The organism is Caulobacter sp. DWR3-1-2, assembly GCF_049896225.1.
Taxonomy (GTDB): Bacteria; Pseudomonadota; Alphaproteobacteria; order Caulobacterales; family Caulobacteraceae; genus Caulobacter.
On the sequence record NZ_JAFCTW010000012.1, the window covers coordinates 43,439 to 61,725 of the forward strand.

At 68.2% G+C, this 18,287-nt stretch carries 17 protein-coding genes; 5 read left to right on the top strand and 12 right to left on the bottom strand.

The genetic code is table 11. The features are described from left to right. Positions 1-110: 110 nt before the first annotated feature. Genes ACP696_RS15965 through ACP696_RS15975 form a run of 3 tightly spaced genes read left to right on the top strand, consistent with a single transcriptional unit; the run spans position 111 to position 1,335 of the window. Positions 111-608 (top strand): c-type cytochrome, encoded by a 498-nt coding sequence (locus tag ACP696_RS15965; protein ID WP_426012358.1) that lies wholly within the window; start codon positions 111-113, stop codon positions 606-608. Between the two features lie 2 nt (positions 609-610). Beyond that, positions 611-973 carry a nuclear transport factor 2 family protein gene (locus tag ACP696_RS15970; RefSeq protein ID WP_426012359.1) on the top strand — a complete coding sequence of 121 codons (363 nt, stop codon included), beginning with the start codon at positions 611-613 and terminating at the stop codon, positions 971-973. A gap of 5 nt (positions 974-978) precedes the next feature. Further along, on the top strand, positions 979-1,335 hold the full coding sequence (locus ACP696_RS15975; protein WP_426012361.1) for a nuclear transport factor 2 family protein: 357 nt from the start codon (positions 979-981) through the stop codon (positions 1,333-1,335). Here ACP696_RS15975 and ACP696_RS15980 read toward each other — a convergent pair. From ACP696_RS15980 to ACP696_RS16000, 5 genes are all read right to left on the bottom strand, one after another. After that, positions 1,332-3,686, bottom strand: coding sequence for a transketolase (locus ACP696_RS15980; protein ID WP_426012363.1), 2,355 nt, complete (start codon positions 3,684-3,686; stop codon positions 1,332-1,334). The two genes, ACP696_RS15975 and ACP696_RS15980, sit on opposite strands and share 4 nt — an antisense overlap. A gap of 15 nt (positions 3,687-3,701) precedes the next feature. Then, positions 3,702-6,839: an efflux RND transporter permease subunit gene (locus ACP696_RS15985; protein ID WP_426044024.1), complete on the bottom strand. Its 3,138-nt coding sequence runs from the start codon at positions 6,837-6,839 to the stop codon at positions 3,702-3,704. Then, entirely contained in the window at positions 6,839-7,978 is a 1,140-nt protein-coding gene (locus tag ACP696_RS15990) for an efflux RND transporter periplasmic adaptor subunit (RefSeq protein ID WP_426012367.1), read from the bottom strand. The genes ACP696_RS15985 and ACP696_RS15990 overlap by 1 nt, the downstream gene beginning before the upstream one ends. A 118-nt stretch (positions 7,979-8,096) precedes the next feature. Next, a complete protein-coding gene (locus tag ACP696_RS15995; RefSeq protein WP_426012369.1) occupies positions 8,097-8,786 on the bottom strand; it encodes a hypothetical protein in 690 nt (229 codons plus the stop codon). 98 nt (positions 8,787-8,884) lie between these two features. Further along, entirely contained in the window at positions 8,885-9,661 is a 777-nt protein-coding gene (locus ACP696_RS16000) for a class II aldolase/adducin family protein (protein ID WP_426012371.1), read from the bottom strand. A 158-nt stretch (positions 9,662-9,819) separates the two neighbouring features. Between ACP696_RS16000 and ACP696_RS16005 the strand changes: the two genes are divergently transcribed. Continuing rightward, positions 9,820-10,500, top strand: coding sequence for a spermidine synthase (locus ACP696_RS16005; protein ID WP_426012372.1), 681 nt, complete (start codon positions 9,820-9,822; stop codon positions 10,498-10,500). Positions 10,501-10,505: 5 nt separating this feature from the next. Here ACP696_RS16005 and ACP696_RS16010 read toward each other — a convergent pair whose 3' ends face one another. From ACP696_RS16010 to dapA, 4 genes are all read right to left on the bottom strand, one after another. Beyond that, on the bottom strand, positions 10,506-11,339 hold the full coding sequence (locus tag ACP696_RS16010) for a DUF2145 domain-containing protein (protein WP_426012374.1): 834 nt from the start codon (positions 11,337-11,339) through the stop codon (positions 10,506-10,508). Between the two features lie 9 nt (positions 11,340-11,348). Next, positions 11,349-11,711 carry a hypothetical protein gene (locus ACP696_RS16015; protein ID WP_426012376.1) on the bottom strand — a complete coding sequence of 121 codons (363 nt, stop codon included), beginning with the start codon at positions 11,709-11,711 and terminating at the stop codon, positions 11,349-11,351. 238 nt (positions 11,712-11,949) lie between these two features. Next, positions 11,950-12,408, bottom strand: a complete 459-nt coding sequence (gene smpB, locus ACP696_RS16020) for an SsrA-binding protein SmpB (RefSeq protein ID WP_426012377.1) — start codon at positions 12,406-12,408, stop codon at positions 11,950-11,952. Next, positions 12,408-13,292: a 4-hydroxy-tetrahydrodipicolinate synthase gene (gene dapA / locus ACP696_RS16025; RefSeq protein ID WP_426012379.1), complete on the bottom strand. Its 885-nt coding sequence runs from the start codon at positions 13,290-13,292 to the stop codon at positions 12,408-12,410. Before dapA ends, smpB begins: the two co-directional genes overlap by 1 nt. Before the next feature lie 242 nt (positions 13,293-13,534). On the opposite strand from dapA, the gene ACP696_RS16030 reads away from it, so the two are divergent. Beyond that, positions 13,535-15,688, top strand: a complete 2,154-nt coding sequence (locus ACP696_RS16030) for a transglycosylase SLT domain-containing protein (protein WP_426012381.1) — start codon at positions 13,535-13,537, stop codon at positions 15,686-15,688. On the opposite strand, the gene ACP696_RS16035 is transcribed toward ACP696_RS16030, so the two are convergent. The 3 genes from ACP696_RS16035 to ACP696_RS16045 are packed head-to-tail and all read right to left on the bottom strand — an operon-like array spanning position 15,667 to position 18,286. Next, complete coding sequence (locus tag ACP696_RS16035) at positions 15,667-16,503, bottom strand: ABC transporter ATP-binding protein (protein ID WP_426044025.1); 837 nt, start codon at positions 16,501-16,503, stop codon at positions 15,667-15,669. The two genes, ACP696_RS16030 and ACP696_RS16035, sit on opposite strands and share 22 nt — an antisense overlap. Then, the gene (locus ACP696_RS16040) at positions 16,500-17,486 is read right to left on the bottom strand and encodes a FecCD family ABC transporter permease (RefSeq protein ID WP_426012385.1); all 987 of its coding nucleotides are present in this window, start codon (positions 17,484-17,486) and stop codon (positions 16,500-16,502) included. Before ACP696_RS16040 ends, ACP696_RS16035 begins: the two co-directional genes overlap by 4 nt. Beyond that, entirely contained in the window at positions 17,483-18,286 is an 804-nt protein-coding gene (locus tag ACP696_RS16045) for an ABC transporter substrate-binding protein (RefSeq protein WP_426012387.1), read from the bottom strand. Before ACP696_RS16045 ends, ACP696_RS16040 begins: the two co-directional genes overlap by 4 nt. Position 18,287: the final 1 nt, after the last annotated feature.

The following is an 18,287-nucleotide window of genomic DNA, read 5'->3' on the forward strand; positions in this document are numbered from 1 at the left end:
TGTCAGGATAACAACGTTATATATTGGCCGTCGGGCCCACAGTTGGGTGAGAAAATGAATGCGGCGCGCCGCCGCAGAGCTTGCGACATAATGACAGTTGGGGACCCTTGATGCGTCTGTTCCATTTCGCCGCGACCGCGGCTCTTTGCGTAATTTTGACGGGCTGCTCGAAGGCGCCAAGCGGGGCTTCGGGCGCGGGTGGCGCCAGTTCGGCCGCCGCGGCCCCCACCGACGCCGAAAGACAGGCCCTGCTGGGCGCCCTCCCCGCCCCCTACAACACCGGCGACCTGCTGAACGGCCAGAGCAAGTTCGCCCTCTGCCGCTCGTGCCACACCATCACCGAGGGCGGGCCAAACATGACCGGCCCCAACCTGCATGGCGTGTTCGGCCGCAAGGCGGGGTCGAAGGCCGACTACAGCTACTCGTCCGCCGTGGCCGCCGCCGGCTTCACCTGGGACGCCGAGCATCTGGACAAGTGGCTCGACAACCCGCGCACCTACCTGCCGGGCACCAAGATGACCTTCGCCGGCCTGCACGACCCCAAGGACCGCATCGACCTGATCGCCTATCTGAAGGTGGAGAGCGGTTACAAGCCGCCCCCGACCTAGCCATGGAAGACGCCCAGGCGCTGCTCACCCGATTCTTCGACGCCTATAACCGCAACGATTGGGTGGCTTTCTCGACCCTAGTCACGGCCGACATCGACTGGCCCAACCAGACCGGCGCCGGGCGCGTGATCGGGCAGGACGCGATGGAGGCCTATTGGATGGAGACGAACCGGTCGATCCGGGTTGAGCTGGCCGCCTCGGCCTTCGCCGTCCAACCGGATGGCCGGATCGCCGTCGATATCCACCAGACCGTCCACAACGCCTCGACCGGCAAGCTGTGGTCCGATACCTGCGTGCGACATTACTACACGCTCCGGGACGGTCTGATCGCGCGCATGGACACCGAACCCCTGGTCAGGACCTGACGACCATGAGCGAAGCGAACACCCTGATCGTCCGCCTGCACGACGCCCTGGATCGCCGCGATCTCGACGGGTTGATGAGGCTGTTTCATCCCGACGTTCGTTTCCTCGACTATCTGGACGGAGGCGAGCTGGTGGGGCCGGCCGCCGTGCGGGCCTTCTACCAGCGCCTGTTCGAGACCATGGCCCCCGCCGTCGATCTGCTGACGGTGACGGACCTGCCCGACGGCCGCCTGAGCACCGAGCTGCAGGTGTCCATCCACGACCACTCGGGCCACCTGTGGTCCGACACCCGGGTCACCGCGACCTACACGGTGTTGGAAGACCTGATCCAGGCGGTCGAGCTAGGGGACGAGCGGCGCTAGATCATCACGTCCGCGCAGGCGTCCAGGATGGCGTCGGCGTCGAGGCGGTACTTGGCGTAGAGGTCTTGCAGGTCGCCCGACTGGCCAAAAGTTTCCAGACCCAGGGCCCGCAGCCGCATGCCGCGCACCGAACCCAGCCACGATAGCGTGGACGGCGCGCCATCGATCACCGTCACCAGGCCCGCGCCGCGCGCCAGCGGCCCCAGCAGGGTCTCGATGGTGCAGGTGCGGGCCGCGCCGTCGGTCCAGCGCGAGCGGCCGGCGGCGGTCCAGTCGCGGTGCAGCACGTCGGCCGAGGTGATGGCCAGCAGGCCCGCGCCGGGCTCGTCCTCCAGCACCGCCTCGAAGGCCGCCAGGGCCTCGGGGGCCAGGGCCCCGGCATAGGCGATGGCCAGGCGCGCGCCGGGGGCCGGGGGCCGCAGCCAGTAGGCGCCGTCGATCACGCCCTGGCGCCAGGCGTCGTCCGCCCGCTCGGGCTGGCTGATCACCCGGGTGGAGAGCCGCAGATAGGTCGAGGTCCCGTCCTTGGCCTGGATCTGATCGAAGGCGTGGGCCATCAGCACCGCCGTCTCGTCGGCGAAGGCCGGCTCATAGCTGTCGAGCCCCGGCTGGCCCATGCCGATCAGCGGCGAGGTGATCGACTGGTGCGCGCCGCCTTCGGGGGCCAGGGTCAGGCCCGAGGGCGTGGCCACCAGCAGGAAGCGGGCGTCCTGGTAACAGGCGTAGTTCAAGGCGTCCAAGCCCCGAGCGATGAACGGGTCGTATAGCGTGCCGACCGGGAACAGCCGCTCGCCGAACAGCGGCGCGGTCAGGCCCAAGGCGGCCAGGGCGATGAACAGGTTGTTCTCGGCGATGCCCAACTCGACATGCTGGCCGGTCTCGGCCTTGGACCACACCTGGGCCGAGGGGATGCGCCAGCGCTTGAAGACGTCCTCATGCGCTCGGCGCTGGAATACGCCCCGGCGGTTCACGAACCCGCCGAGATTGGTCGAGACCGTGACGTCGGGAGAGGTGGTCACCACCCGCCCGGCGAACTCGTCGTCGCGCCGCGAGATCTCGAACATCACCTTGCCGAACGCCGCCTGGGTCGACTGCTCGCCGCCGCCCAGAACAGGGACAAGAAGCTCGTCCGCTGTCGGCGTGGCGATGATCGGGGCGACGTGGTTGCGCTCGACATTGGCGGCGAACGGCGCGCGGGCGACCAGGCCCTTCAGGGCGGTGTGCTCGGCGGCCGATAGCCCCGACAGCGCGTCCCACTCCTCGCCCTCGACCACGCCTAGCCGGCCGCGCAGCTGCGAGATCTGGGTCTCGGTCATCAGACCTGAGTGATTGTCCTTATGCCCCTGGAACGGCAGGCGCAGGCCCTTGACGGTGTAGGCGATGAAGAAGCGCGGGGCGTCGTCCTGACTGGCCCGCTCAAAGGCCTCCAGTATGGTCTCCATGCAGTGACCGCCCAGCTCGGTCATCAGTTCGGCCAGGTCGAGGTCCTTGTAGGCTGCGATCAAGGCCAGGGTCTCGGCCTCGCCCGCCAGATCGGCGGTCAACCGCTCGCGCCAGGCCGCGCCGCCCTGGTAGCTGAGGGCGGCATAGAGGTCGTTGGGGGCGGTCTCGATCCAGGTCTTCAGCGCCGCGCCGCCGGGCTTGGCGAAGGCCTCGCGCTGGCGCTTGGACCATTTCAGCGTCTCGACCGTCCAGCCGGCCGCCTCGAAGATGTCGCCGTAGCGGGTGAACATCCGGTCCTTGGTGGTGGCGTCCAGGCTCTGGCGGTTGTAGTCGACGATCCACCAGGTGTTGCGGATGTCGTGCTTGCAAGCCTCGATCAGGGCCTCGTAGATATTGCCCTCGTCCAGCTCGGCGTCGCCCAGCAGCGAGATCATCCGGCCCATCCGTTCGGGCTTCACCGACCCGCGCGCCGCCAGGTAGTCCTGGGTCAGCGAGGCGAAGGCGGTCATGGCCACGCCGAGGCCGACCGAGCCGGTGGAGAAATCCACGTCATCGACGTCCTTGGTCCGTGACGGATAGGACTGCGCCCCGCCCAGGGCGCGGAACGCCTTCAGCTTGTCCAGGCTCTGGCGGCCGAACAGGTGCTGGATGGCGTGAAACACCGGGCTGGCATGCGGCTTGACCGCCACGCGATCCTGCGGCCGCAGCGCCTTCATGTAGAGCGCGGTCATCAGGGTGGTCATCGAGGCGCAGGAGGCCTGGTGGCCGCCCACCTTCAGGCCGTCGCGGCTCTCGCGCAGGTGGTTGGCGTTGTGGATGGTCCAAGAGGCCAGCCAGAGAATGCGTTCCTCGATGCGACGCAGAAGCGCAAGCTCCTGCCGCTTCGCCGCCAATACGGCTTCAGCCATGCTTCCTCACCCGGGTCAGACGGGTGAGGCTTGCCCCTCACCACTCTTCTCGCGAGCTTCATAGTCCTCGATCTGCCGCGACGTCCACTCCGGAGACTTCGTGAAGCGGGCCAGCAGGTTGTAGAACACCGGGACGATGAACAGTGTCAGCAGGGTGGAGAAGATCGCGCCGGTAAAGATCACCGCCCCGATGGTCTTGCGGCTGCCCGCCCCCGCCCCGGTCCATAGCATCAGCGGCAGGGCGCCCATGGCGGTGGCGATCGAGGTCATGATGATCGGCCGCAGGCGCAGAGCGGCGGCCTCGATCACGGCCTCCTTCACCTTCAGGCCTTCGTCGCGCAGCTGGTTGGCGAACTCGACGATCAGGATGCCGTTCTTGGCGGCGATGCCGACCAGGATGATCAGGCCGATCTGGCTGTAGGTGTTGATGGTCGAACCGGTCATCAGCAGGCCAAACAGCCCGCCCAGAACGGCCAGGGGCACGGTCAGCATGATGACGGCCGGGTGGATCCAGCTTTCGAACTGCGCGGCCAGCACCAGGAAGACCAGCAGCAGGGCCAGGCCAAAGGCGATGCCGACGGCGCCGGAGGCTTCCAGGAAGTCCTTGGCCTGGCCGCCCCACTTGACGCTGACGCCGGGGCTCGGATTGGCGGCGGCCTGGTCCTGCAAGAATTTCACCGCGTCGCCGACGGTGTAGCCGGGCGACAGCTGCGCTGTCAGGGTCACCGAGCGAAGGCGATCGACGCGTGGACGGTCCGGAGCGTCGCCCCGCAGCTGGGTGGTGACCACGGTCGACAGCGGCACCAGCGCGCCCGACTGGGTGCGCACCTGCAGCCGGTCCAGGTCAGCCAGGCTGCGGCGCTGCTCGAGGCTGGACTGCAGGATGACGTCGTATTCCTGGCCGTTCTTGATGTAGGTCGTTGCCCGGCGCGAACCGAACATCGTCTCCAGGGCCCGACCGATCGACTGGGCCGAGATGCCCAGGCTGGCGGCCTTGTCGCGGTCGATCTGCACCGACAGGCGCGGCGAGGTGGGCTCATAGTCGATGCGGGGACGGGACAGGCCCGGATTGTCCTGGGCCTGAGCCAGGATCGGCTTCAGCCAGTTGGCCAGCTCGACATAGTCGTTGCCGGTGGCGATCAGGTCGACATTGGTGCCGCCGCCACCGCCTCCGCCACGCTGGAAGGCACCGCGCACACTGGCCACGGCGCGCACGCCGGTGATCTTGCCCAGGGTCTTGTTGAGCTCGGCGGCCACCTGGTCGGCGGTCTTGTTCCGCTCCCCCCAGCCCTTCAGCACCAGCACGCCATTGCCGGTGTTGAACTGGTTCTGGCCAAAACGCGGCACCGCGATGATGGTCCGTGCGGCGACGCCGTCGGCGCGGTACTTTTCAAGCTGCTTCTCGACGGCGTTGGCGGCCTTGACCGTGTAGTCGAACCCCGCGCCCTCGGGCCCGTTGATCGAGATATCGACGCGGCCGCGATCCTCGGCGGGGACCAGCTCCTGCGGCAGGGCGACGAACAGGCCGCCGGCCACCAGGGCCAGGACCAACACCACGGCACCCGTCCCGATGGCGCCCGCGCGGGCGGCGAGCAGGCGTTCCAGCGAATGGCGATAGCTGTCCTTCAACCGGTCCATCGCGTGGTCGACCTTGCGGTTGAACCAACTGCCGCCCGAGGCGGGCTTCAGCAGCTTAGAGGCCAGCATCGGCGACAGGCTCAGCGCCAGCAGGGCCGAGAAGGCCACGGCGGCGGCGATGGCCACGGCCAGCTCGACGAACAGCCGACCGATATAGCCGGGCAGGAACATCAGCGGCGCGAACACCGAGATCAGCACGATGGTGGTGGCCACCACGGCGAAGAAAACCTGCCGGGTGCCGCGCAGGGCCGCGACATTGGCCGGCTCGCCCTCGTCCACGCGCCGCTGGATGTTCTCGACCACGACGATGGCGTCATCGACCACCAGGCCGACGGCCAGCACCAGGGCCAGCAGGGTCAGCAGATTCAGCGAGAAACCCAGCGGCGCCAGGATGATGAAGGTCGAGAGGATGCAGATCGGCGCGATGATCGAGGGGATCAGGGCCGAGCGCCAACTGCCCAGGAACACCAGGTTGACCAGGGCCACCAGGCCGATCGAAATGCCCATGGTGACCCACACCTCGTGGATCGCCTCGGCGGTGAAGATCGAATTGTCGACCGCCTTGATCAGCTGGGTGCCGATCGGCAGCGTCTTGTTGATCTCGACCAGTTCTTTGTCGACCACCTTGGAGATGGCCACGTCATTGGCCTGGGACTGGCGGGTCAGGAAGATGCCGACCTGGTTGACGCCGTTGCCGCGGAAGATCTTGCGGCGCTCGTTGGAGCCCTCCTCCACCCGCGCCACGTCGCCCAGGCGGATCACGAAGCCGCCAGCGTCGGCCGGACGCAGGGGCAGCTTCACGAAGTCCTCGGGCTTGGAGTAGCTGCGGGCGACGCGGATGGTGAAGTCCTTGGAGTCACCCTCCAGCGCCCCTGCCGGCAATTCGACGTTCTGACTGTTCAGCGCGGCCTCGACGTCATCGACCGTCACGCCGCGCGCCGCCATGGCGTCGGGATCGAGCCAGATGCGCATGGCGTAGAGCTGGCCGTTCAAGCCGGCCTGGGCCACGCCCGGCACGGTCGACAGGCGCTCGACCAGATAGCGGTCGGCATAGTCGGCCAATTCCAGCGGCGAGAGGGTCTTTGAGGTCAGGTTCAGGATGACGATGGGCGAGCTGTCGGCCTGGGCCTTGGCGATCTGTGGCGGATCGGCCTGGTCGGGCAGGTTCGAGGTCACCCGACTGACGGCGTCGCGCACATCGTTGGCGGCCGCGTCGAGGTCGCGATCCAGGGTGAAGGTGATGGTGATCTGCGAGCGGCCGTCGCGCGAGGAGCTGTTGACGCGGTCGATGCCCTGGATGCCGGCCACCTGGCGCTCGATCACCTGGGTGATGCGCTCCTCGATAACCTCGGCCGAGGCGCCGGTATAGGTGGTCGAGATCGACACCACCGGCGGGTCGACATTGGGCAGCTCACGGATGGCCAGGCTACTGAACGCGGCCAGGCCGATCACGCACAGGATGATCGCGACGACGGCCGCGAAGACTGGGCGGCGTACGGAAAGGTCGGAAAGCATCAGCCGGCCTTCTTGCCGGGCTGGCCGCCCTGGGCCTTGTCATCCTTGCCCGCGCCCGGCTGTCCGCCGCCGATCGGCGCGCCATCCTGCACGCGGTTCAGGCCGTCGCCGACGATCTTGTCACCAGCCTTCAGGCCCGAGACGATCTCGACAAACCCATCGGACGACAGGCCGGTCTGCACCGTGGTGCGACGAGCGACCTGGCCCTTGGGGCCCTTGGCGATCAGAAACACCGAGGCCTGGGTCCCCTCGAACTGGATGGCGGCTTCCGGTACGGCCAGGGCCTGGTGCTGGCCTTGGTCGATGCCGACCTTGATCAGCATGCCAGGCTTCAAGCGCCCGCCAGCATTGGGAAATTCGGCCCGAGCCTTGAGGGCGCGGGTCGCGGGGTCGATGCGGGTGTCGATCTGGGCGATCCGGCCGGTGAAGGTCTCGCCCGGCAAGGCGTCCGGCGCGGCGGTGATCATCAGGCCGTTGCGCAGGATCGGCAGATAGCGGTCGGGCACCGAGAAATCGACGCGGATCATCGAAACGTCGTCCAGACTGACGATCGGCGTTCCGGGGCTGATCAAGGCGCCCGGCGCGATGTCGGAAATGCCCACCACGCCCGAGAACGGCGCGCGGATTACCCGGTCCAGCTTTTGGGCGCTGGCCGAGCTGACGGCCGCGCGGGCGGTGTCGCGGGCGGCCAGATATTGCTCGGCGGTGGCGCGTGGGGCGATCCCCTTGTCGGCCAGGGTCTTCCATCGCGTGTATTCGCGGTCGGCTTGAGCGTAGCGGGCCTGGGCCTCGGCGATGCCGGCGTTCTCCTGGTCGGCCTTCAGTTCGACCAGCACCTGGCCCTTGGAGACAGCTTGGCCGTCACTGAAGTGCACGTTGGTGATCAGTTCGGCGGTGTTGGAGGTGATGGTTACCGACTGGCGGCCCTTGGCCACGCCCAGCACTTCCACCCGGTCGGTGAAATCGCGCGGCTTGACGGTGATCTGCGACACGGCGATGGCGCGACCGCCACCCCCACCGCCGCCGGGCCCGCCTTGGTTGGGGGCCTTGCCGCCGAAGGCCAGCTTGAGCCCCCCGACCAGCAGCATCAGCAGAACAGCGACGACCGCCGCGACGAGAAAGAAGTGTCTGCGGATCACGAAAAGCTCCGGGCGCCGAGGAGAGTCGGCCTAGCTTGTGCACTGTGGCTCATATGCCGCCTGCTCTAACCCGCGTCCAGTGACACACAGATGACCGGATGTCTCAGTTTTGAAACAGTCAGAACCTGCGCCAGACCGCCAGGACGACACCCCGATCGGCCGGAGTCTCCCGACCGGCTAGCGTCTGCCGCCACCCAGCCTGCACGCTCCAATCGCCCAGGTCACGAACCACCGATAACTCGCTCTTGATCCAGCGCGACCCGATGGGTCGAGAGTCCGCCTTGCCGGCATAGGTCTGGGCCAGCAATAGCCAGGACTTTGCGGGACGAAGGCCCAGGGTGGCGTCGAGGCGCGTCTCGTCGGCCAGGCCGCTCCGCTTGAGCCGCGCGACCTGGAGGTCTCCGAACACGTGGCGTCCGCGCCAGTCGCGCGACGTCCCCGCCAGCAGCCGGGCTTCCAGGACGGCGTCGCCCCTGCCCGGCGCGGCGTAGCCAGCGTTGCGCCCCACTCCGTCCTTGGCGGCGCCCAGATAAAAACTGACGACTGATCGATCCGTACGCACCACGGCGTATCGCAGCCCCAGTTCGATCGGCCCCCGTCCATCATAGGCCACGAAACGGTCGTGGCCGCGGGTCACCCCGGCCTTGGCCTGCAGGGTGAGACGCTTCGTCAGTCCATACTCAGTGTAGAGCGACAGGCTCTCGTCACGGCGATGATCGATGGCGAGCAACTGGCCGGCGGGATCAAACCCCTCGTCAGCCTGCTGGTCCTCGTATTTCAGGATCGCCAGCCCGTGGCCGTCCGACATGGGCCAGGCGCCCGCCTGGGCGGCGTGGGGCAGCGCGCAAAAGAAAGCCGCCGCGATCGCCAGGATCGCAGCGGCCCATCGTTTTCGCCGTCTCGGCGTCAATCTGCGTAGCCGGGAGACTCCCGGTCGAGCTTGCGGATACAGCCGGGCCAGGCCAGGCCGGCGATCATGCCCATGCCCATGCCGGTTTGGCTGCGGACCTCGGCTTGAGCATTCTCGGGCGCGTGGAGCACGTTGCCTGGACCGGCGCTGAGCGCCATCACCTGCTGGGCGCAGGCGCGTTCGAGGAAGAACATCCCCAGCCAACACTCGGCCGCCGTCATGCCCACCGACAGTGTGCCGTGGTTGCGTAACATCATCAGCTTTTTGTCGCCGAGGTCGGCCACCAGGCGTTCCCGTTCGTTTAGGTTGAGCGCAATGCCTTCATAGTCGTGATAAGCGAGCTGAGGCAAGACAATTAGTGATTGCTGCGACAGCGGCAACAGGCCGTCGCGGTTGGCCGAAACGCCCACGCCCTGGTCTGTGTGCAGATGCATGACGAAGTGGGCGTCTTCCCGCGCGGCGTGGATCGCCGAATGGATGGTGAAGCCCGCCGGATTGATGAAGTACGGCGTCTTGTCAATGACATTGCCGTCCAGATCGACCTTGACCAGCATCGAAGCGGTCATTTCGCCGAAGAACATGCCGTAGGGGTTGATCAGGAAATGGTGCTCGGGCCCGGGAATGCGGGCCGAGACGTGGGTGAAGATCATGTCGTCCCAGCCGTGCAACGCGACCAGCCGATAGAGCGCGGCCAGATCGACGCGGGCCTTCCACTCCGCCTCGCTGACCTGGTCCTTGAGTGACGTAACGATCGGCGATGTACCGTCGGCCATGGCGGATCCTCCCTAGGTTATCATTGTTAGCTTGAGGGTCGCGCCGCTGGAGCCTTGCGTCAAGCGGCTAGGACGGCGGGGGCACACACTCACCCCACAACCGTTGATCATCGACCACCACCCGGGCAATGAGTGTCTGTCCCCAATCGCGAGTCCCCATGATCCCCTGGCAGCATCTTGATACCGCCCAGGTCCCCGGCGACGGCGACGGCGACGCGCTGCGGCTGATGCGGCGGGGGACCGAATATTCCATCATCACCGGTGGCATCGAGCTGATGAACAGCCGGCTCAGCGGTTCGGAAGAGGCCATGGCCACCCTGGCCTTCGAGCGGGTCGGCGCACGGTCAAAGGCGCGTGTGCTGATAGGCGGCCTGGGCATGGGTTTCACCCTGCGCGCGGCGCTGGGCGCGTTCGGGGATGACGCCCGGATCGTCGTCGCCGAACTCGTGCCCGGCGTCATCGCCTGGGCGCGCGGCCCGCTGGGCGCGCTTTACGGCAACAGCCTGTCGGATCCTCGCGCGACGATCCACGAAGGCGACGTCGGCGCGCTGATCGGCGCGGGCGAGGCCGCCTGGGACGCCATCCTGCTCGACGTCGACAACGGGCCGGGCGGCCTCAGCCGCAAGGAAAACGACGGCCTGTACAGCCCCGCCGGCCTGGCTGACGCCAAACGCGCCCTGCGTCCTGGCGGCCTTCTGGAGGTCTGGTCCTCGACCCGCGACACGGCCTTCACCAACCGATTGAAGCGTGCGGGCTATGCCGTTGAGGAAGTTGGCGTGCGAGCCCACAAGGGCCGTGGCGCGCGGCATGTGATCTGGCTGGCGACCAAGCCGGCCTAGATCCGCTACCGCGCGAAGGTCAGGCTGTAGGCGTCGCTGAGCAGGCCGTTGTCGCGCATAAAGGCGGCGATGCTTTCATAGGTCGCGGTGCGCAGCGGCCCCGAATGATCGTCGGTCCTCAGCCGGGCGTCGGCCAGCGGCGCCAGCAATCGCAAGACCGGACCGGTCTGGATCTTGGTGGGCGTGTAGTGAGCCCGCAGGTCGGCGCGAATCTGGTCACGGTCGGTGGTGTCCCAGACGGCCGAAGCGATCACGTCGAGCATGAATCCGTTGCAGTTCTGGTATTTCGGCGACAGCGGATTGGCAATCGTCGAATAGGCCGGATTATGCAGGGCCGCGTAGGTCGGGGAATCGATGACCGCCAGCAGACGGCGCTGCACTTCCGGCGAGGGCACGATGACGGCGACGTCGTCCACGGTCGAGCCGCTGGTGAAGTCGTAGGGGAAATCCTGGACCAGCCGCGATACGGTGGTGGGCCACGCCTTTCCGTCCCCCGCATAGAGATTATAGACCGCATAGCCGTGTTCGACCTTGCCCTCGGCGGTCTTGACGTCGCGATACACCCAGAACGCGCCGTGAGAATAGGCGATGCCCTTGGGAAGCGCCTCGCGCGCCCGTCCCGCCCGGAAGACGATCGCCACTCGTGCGCCGCGGCCGGCCAGGTCGCCCTCGATCTGCTTGGAGAAGCGGGCGACCTCGGCGGGGGTGAAATGGGTCAAGGCGCCCGAGGTCGAGACGCTGTCCTGCGCTTGCACTGGCGCGGGCAGGATCGGTACGATCAACGTCAGGGCGACCACGGCCAAGGCGAGCGCCCTTCCGTGAAAACGATGCGGGGTCATCGCGGACTCCTACGGTTTGGCGGCGGGTGGCTGGGCGTCGTGAGGCAGCCGTGGCGCGGGTTGGGCCACGATGACTTTGTTAGTCACGGGTAAGGGCGTCGAGGCGAAGGCGGTCGCGCCGCCCGCCATTTGGCCGGCGCCGACGCCCGATGCGACCAGGCTTTCCCCCGTCACCACCGATCCCGTTGCGGCAACCGACAGAGGCAGCACGGCCACGGCCGAGAGGGTCTGGACGCCGGAGGCGCCGAGGCCGGCGACCACCTCAGTGGAGGCCTTGGCGGCGTTGGAGCCGTTCTGGACGCTATCCTGTGCGAAGGCCGCCACGGGCGCGGCGAAACTCGCGAGGCAAGCGAGAGTGACAAGTGAACGCATGGCCGTCTCCTTCCAAAGGTCCTTGAGATAAGTGAGCACACACTTATAAGAGTGAATATACACTTACACGATCTTGTCCAGCGCTGCTTGCCAGGGCTGTCAGACCCGCGTGGCGCGTCGAACCCGCAGAGAGGCTGAGAGCGCTCAGCGTTACAGCTGACCGCAGCGGGTTGGTCTCGGCTTGGCAGTTAATTCAAGAGCGGCGCCCTCGCTGATCGCCTGGGCGATGAGCAGGCGATTAATCCGACCGATCGCCCTTCATGAGCCGCGCCTTGTCGCGCTGCCAGTCGCGGGCGGCTTCGGTTTCGCGCTTGTCATGGTTCTTCTTGCCCTTGGCCAGACCGATCTCGAGCTTCACCAGACCCTTGTCGTTGAAGTAGATTTTCAGCGGGATCAGGGTCCGCCCGTCGCGCTGCACGGCGCCGATCAGCTTGTCGATCTGCTTGCGGTGCAGCAGCAGTTTCCGGTGCCGGCGTGGCTCGTGATTGAAGCGGTTGGCCTGGCCGTAGGGCGGGATGTCGGCGTTGATCAACTTGATCTCGCGCCCTTCCACCGAGGCGTAGGACTCGGCGATGTTGGCGCGGCCCACGCGCAGCGACTTGACCTCGGTGCCGGTCAGCATGATGCCGGCCTCGAACGTCTCTTCGATGAAATAGTCGTACCGCGCGCGGCGGTTCTCGGCGATCGGCTTGGTCATCAGACCAGACCCGCCTCGCGCATGGCCTCGAGGATCAGCGGCTTCACCGCCTCATCGCACGCTGAGATCGGCAGCCGCACGGTCGCCTCGCACAGGCCGAGGTGGGCCATGGCGAACTTGGTCGGCGACGGCGAGGCGTCGAGGAAGAGCGCCTTGTGAAGCCGCACCAGCCGGTCCTGCCAATACAGAGCGGTCTCCCACTCACCGCCCAAGGCAGCGTTGATGAAGGTGACGCAGGCCTCGGGCGCGACGTTGGAGGTCACCGAGATCACCCCGTGGCCGCCATGGGCCACATAGCCAAGCGCCGTCGGATCGTCGCCCGACAGCATTACCCAGTCGGGGCCGCACAACACGCGCTGCAGGCTGGGCCGGGTCATGTCGCTGGTGGCGTCCTTGATGCCGACGATGTTGGGCAGCTTGGACAGCCGGGCCAGGGTTTCGTTGGTGATGTCCGAGCCCGTACGACTCGGCACGTTGTAGACCAGCACCGGAAGCTGCACGGCGTCATTGATCGCCTTGTAGTGCAGATAGATACCCTCCTGGCTTGGCCGTACATAGTAGGGCGAGACCACCAGGGCCGCGTCGGCGCCGACCGCCTTGGCGTGGGCGACCAGCTCGATCGCCTCGGCGGTCGAGTTCGAGCCCGCGCCGGCGATCACCGGCACGCGGCCTCGCGTGGTCCGCACGCACAGTTCGACGACGCGCTTGTGTTCCTGATGGCTGAGGGTGGCGGTCTCGCCGGTGGTGCCGACCGGCACCAGGCCGTGCACGCCGGCGGCGATCTGGCGTTCGACCAGCGCCACGAACGCTGTCTCGTCCAGCGCGCCGTCGCGGAAGGGCGTGACCAGCGCCGGAATGACGCCCTTGAACGGAGAATGAGCCATGAGTTGCAATTTGCCGTGAGAAACGCGCCGCGACGGTTGCGGCCTGAGGATGGGGGCGGACAATATGTCTGGGCCCCCGGGTCCCGCAACCGGTCCTTGAAGCTCGTATAGGGATTTGGGTTCGTTTCCGAGGGGGTCAATCCCCGGCGAAGCGGTCTATAGCTGTGAAAGACTGGCGAGGTCGCCGCAAATCGGCCCCGCATGCCCCTGAAAAGGGCAAGGAAATCGAAGGAGACCGCGTTTTGGCGTCAGGGTTGGCTAAAGTTGTGCTGGGCGGGATTGGTGTCGTGGCGCTCTTCGGCGTCGCCTTGGCCCAAGACCAGGACGCGGCCGATCTGCCGGGCGCGCCCCAGCCCTATACCGGCTCGGCCATGCCGCGCGGCCTGATCACCACCCCGCCAACCGCCAGCTACGCCACCCCCGCCGAGGCGGACGCAGCCAATCTGCGCACGGCGGTGACCAGCCGCGACCCGTCGACCATCCGCATGGCGATGAGCGGCATCCAGGACCCGTTGTCGCGCAAGATCGCCCTGTGGGCTCTGGTCGACGCCGGCGCCGAGAGCATGAGCTTCTTCGAACTGGACCAGGCCCGCCGCGACCTGTCCGGCTGGCCGAAAGCCATTCGCCGCGAGAACGCGACGGAGAAGGCCCTGGCCACCTCGGGCCTCGACGCCGAGCGGGTGATCGCCTGGTTCGGCGGCAGCGATCCGAAGACCGCCGAGGGCGCCATGGCGATGGCCGCCGCCTACCAGGCGGCTGCACGCGGTTCTGACGCCGCACGGGTGATTCGCCGTTTCTGGCGCGACGAGGTGTTCGAACTGGACGCCCAGCGCGGGATGTTGGCTCGGTTCGGCTCAGTGCTGACCCCCGACGATCACGTGCGGCGGGCCGACATCCTGTTATACGGCGCGCAAGGACCGGCGGCGCGCGACATGGTTGCCCTGCTGCCCTATGACCAACAAGCCGTCGCCCAGGCGCGGATCGCCCTGCGGTCCAACGTCGGCAACGCAAACGCCCTCTACGCCGCCCTCACGCCTGGCCAACAGGCGTCGCCGGGCGTGGCCTTCGAGCGCGCCGCCTATCTGCGCCGCGCGGGGATGGACACCCTGGCCCTGCCACTGGTGCGCCAGTTCGCCAATCCGCCGCCGACCGACGAGGCGGCCTCGGCCATCTGGCGCGAGCGTAAGCAACTGGTGGTCGGCGCGCTGAAGGCGGGCGACAGCGCCGGGGCCTACGCTGCCGCCGACGCTCACCTGAAAAGCGGGTCGGACGCGGCCGAGAGCGAGTTCTACGCCGGCTGGATCGCCCTGACCCGCCTGAGGCGCCCCGACGACGCGGCAGACCACTTCGCCCGAATCGCCGCGATCGGCGCTTCGCCGATCACCCGCGGCCGGGCCCTCTACTGGCAAGGCCGCGCGGCCGAGGCGCAGGGCGACCAGATCGCCGCCAAGGGCTTCTATTCGGAAGGCTCGCGCTACATCACCACCTTCTACGGCCAATTGGCCGCCGAAAAGGCGGGACTGAAGGAGATTCGGCTCGAACGCGACCCGACCATCACCCAAGCCGACCGCGCCCGCTTCGAGGGCCGCGAGCTGGTGCGCGCCGCCCGCGCCCTGATGGCCGTCGGCGCTCGCGATCAGTTCCGGGCGTTCGTGCTCTATATCGACGATCAACTGCCCTCGGCCGAGGAGGAGGCTTTGCTGGTGGACCTGGCGCGGGGCTATGGCGACCAGGATGTGGCCATGCGCGCCGTGCGCACCGCCGCCCAACGCGGCTTCATCCTGGCCGAGCGCGGCTATCCGCTGCTGAACCAGCATTTCACGCCGGGACCGGGCGCGGCCGAGACGGCCTTCGTCTATTCGATCTCGCGCCAGGAAAGCAATTTCGACCCCAACGCCCGCTCCGCGCCCGGGGCGCGCGGCATGATGCAATTGATGCCGGCCACTGCGGCCTTGGTGGCCCGTCAACTCGGCGAGAGCCATAGCGTCGATCGCCTGTCCGATCCCGTTTACAACATGCGCCTGGGCTCAACCTATCTGGGCAGCATGGTCAGCACGTTCAGCGGCTCCTACGTCATGGCCGCCGCCGCCTACAACGCCGGTCCAGGCCGCCCCGCCCAGTGGACCGCCCTGTGCGGCGACCCGCGCGGCGCCGCCACCGACCCGCTCGACTTCATCGAGTGCATCCCGTTTTCCGAGACCCGGAACTATGTGATGCGCACGCTCGAGACGACCATGGTCTACCGGGCGCGGCTGAACGGCAATGTCGCGCCGCTGACCTTGTCGTCCGACCTGAAGCGGGGTGGGTATAGCTATGCGACGCCGGGCCCCGGCGCGGCGGCGGCTTCCGCGACGACGGCGATCCCGATCGGCGGCTACGTGCCGGGCACGCGATAGGCTGGATGTGAGAGACCCTCTCCCAGAGGGCTAGCAGAGAGGGAGAGGGTTCGTCTGGCGGCCACCACGACGCCCGCCGGCGTGTCGATCAGCGCCCCATCCAGCTTGAACACCGCTTCGAGCACCGCCGGTGACAAGGCCTCCATCGGCGCGCCATCGGCCGCGACGCGCCCGTGGTTCAGCACCACGACCCGGTCGCAGCATCGCGCCGCCAAGCCCAGGTCGTGCAGCGTCACCACCACCGCCGCCCCACCAGCCGCCTCGGCGCGCAGAAGGTCCAGAGTTAGCAGTTGAGCGTCTGGGTCCAGGCCCGCCACCGGCTCGTCGGCGACCAGCAAAGGCGCACGGGTGGCCAATAGCCGCGCCAGCAGCACCCTCGCCCGCTCGCCGCCGGACATGTCGAGCACGCCGCGGTCGACCAGCTCAGAGATCCCTACTCTTGCCAGCCGCTCGCGGGCGACGGCCAAGGCTTCGCCGGGCGGCAGGTCCGGCGCGCCGAGGGCGGCGACGTCCACGGCCCGCAGGTTCCAGGCCAGGCGGCGTTCCTGCGGCAAATAGCCGACCAGGCGGGCGCGTTCGACCGGGTTGAGGCCGGCCACCTGCCGCCCGCCGAGCAGCGCCTGCCCGGCTTCCAGCGGCATCAGGCCCAGACCCGCACGCAGCAGGCTGGTCTTGCCCGCGCCGTTAGGACCGACGACACCCAGCACCTCACCGGGCGCCACGCTCAGCGACACGTCGTCCAGCACCAAGGCCTTGCCGCGCCGGGCCCCATTGTGTCGGGCTTGGGCGCCTTCGATGGTCCAGGCCGCCATCACGACCGCCAGCTCCGCGCCGCGCGCCAGGCCAGCAAGGCGAAGACCGGCGCGCCAAACAGGGCGGTGACCACGCCCAGCTTCAGCTCCTGCTCGGACGGGATCAACCGGGCCGCCAGATCCGCGATGACCAGCAGTAGCGCCCCGGCCAGGGCCGAGGGCCGCAGGATCTTGCCTGGATCATCGCGCACGGAGGCCCTTACCAAGTGCGGCGCGGCCAGGCCCACGAAGCCGATGACGCCCGCCGCGGCCACCGCCGCCCCGGCCAGCAGAGCCGAGCCGGCAACCGTCGCCATCCGCAGCCGGGCCATTGGCAATCCCGACATCTGCGCGGCCTCCTCGCCCAAGGTCAGCATGCGCAGGCCCTGGGCCGCGTAGAAACAGAGCCCCGCCCCCACCGCCATCGGTGCGAGGGCGCGCAGTATGTCGGTGATGTCCCGGTTCTCGACCGATCCCATCAGCCAGGCCAGCACCTCGGCCATGGCCACCGGCGACGGCGAAAGGTTGAAGACCAAGGCGGTCAGGGCGCCGGCGAAGGCCGAAAGCGCCACGCCGAACAGGATCAGCACTTCCGGCTCGCGAAACCGCGCCGCAAGCCCGACCACCGCCGCGCCGGCCAGCAGGGCCCCGGCCAGGGCGCTGAGCTCGACCGCGCCAGGCAAGGCCGCCAGGCCGCCGGCGATGGCCAGAGACGCGCCCAACCCCGCCATGGCCGAAACGCCCAGCACGCCCGGCTCGGCCAGCGGGTTGCGCAGCAGGCCCTGCATCGCCGCTCCCGCCAGCCCCAGGCCGGCTCCGGTCAGGGCGGCCATGACCACGCGCGGCAAGCGGATGGCCCACAACACCTCGCCGGGCGGAGAGCCCGGCTGTGTCAGGGCTTGATGGTATTGCGCGGCCGACAGCGGACTTTCCCCAAGGGAGATCGCCACCACGGCTGTCAGGACCAGGATCAGCAGGAGCAGAAGTTCAAGACGGCGGGTACTCATCGCCGCGTCGCCTTGGCCAGGGCCTCAGCGCCGTCGGCGGCGAACCAGGCCGAGCAGCCGAGCAGGGCGCCCGGCAGCGAAGCGATCACCCGTCCGCCGGTGGCCTTGCGCAGCGCGGCGTGACGCCCGGGACCCCAGCGGTCCGCGCCCGCCCGCGTCAGGTCGAAGAAGCCCAGGACCACCGCCTTGGGCGGCGCCACCACCAGTCGTTCCAAGGGCGCGGGCGAGAAATAGGGCTGGGTCGAGGCGTTGGTGAAACCGGCCGCCTTCAGCATGGCGTCGATCATGGTGTTCGGTCCGGCCGTATAGCCACCGGGCGTCAGATAGAAGGCGCTGCGTCCCCGCCCCGCCCCGGCCGCCCGCGCCAGCTTGCCATCCATGCGAGTCAGAAGAGCCTCCCCCGCCCCCTGGCGGCTTAGCGCCCCGGCCACCTTGCGGACATTGGCGCGCACGCCGTCGAAGTCGCTGGCGTCGTCGAGGCTGATGGTGCGGATGCCGCGCCGGGCCAGCGCCGCCGTCAGCCGCGCGTCGCCGCCCCACTGCCGCACCACCACGTCGGGCCGCGCCCCCAGCACCGACTCGATCGTCGTGCGCCGCTGAGGAAGCCCCTTGGCCTGGACGCGCAGGAAGGAGTCGGGCGCATCGCTGCGCGGCGACAGGCCGACGACCGTCTCGCGCGGCGCCAGGGCCAGCACATATTGATCGGCGCAGGAATCCAGCGACATCACGCGCTGGGCTGCGGCGGGCCCCGCCATGGCCAACAGACCGCCGACGCACAGGGCGGCCAGGCCAGCACGCATC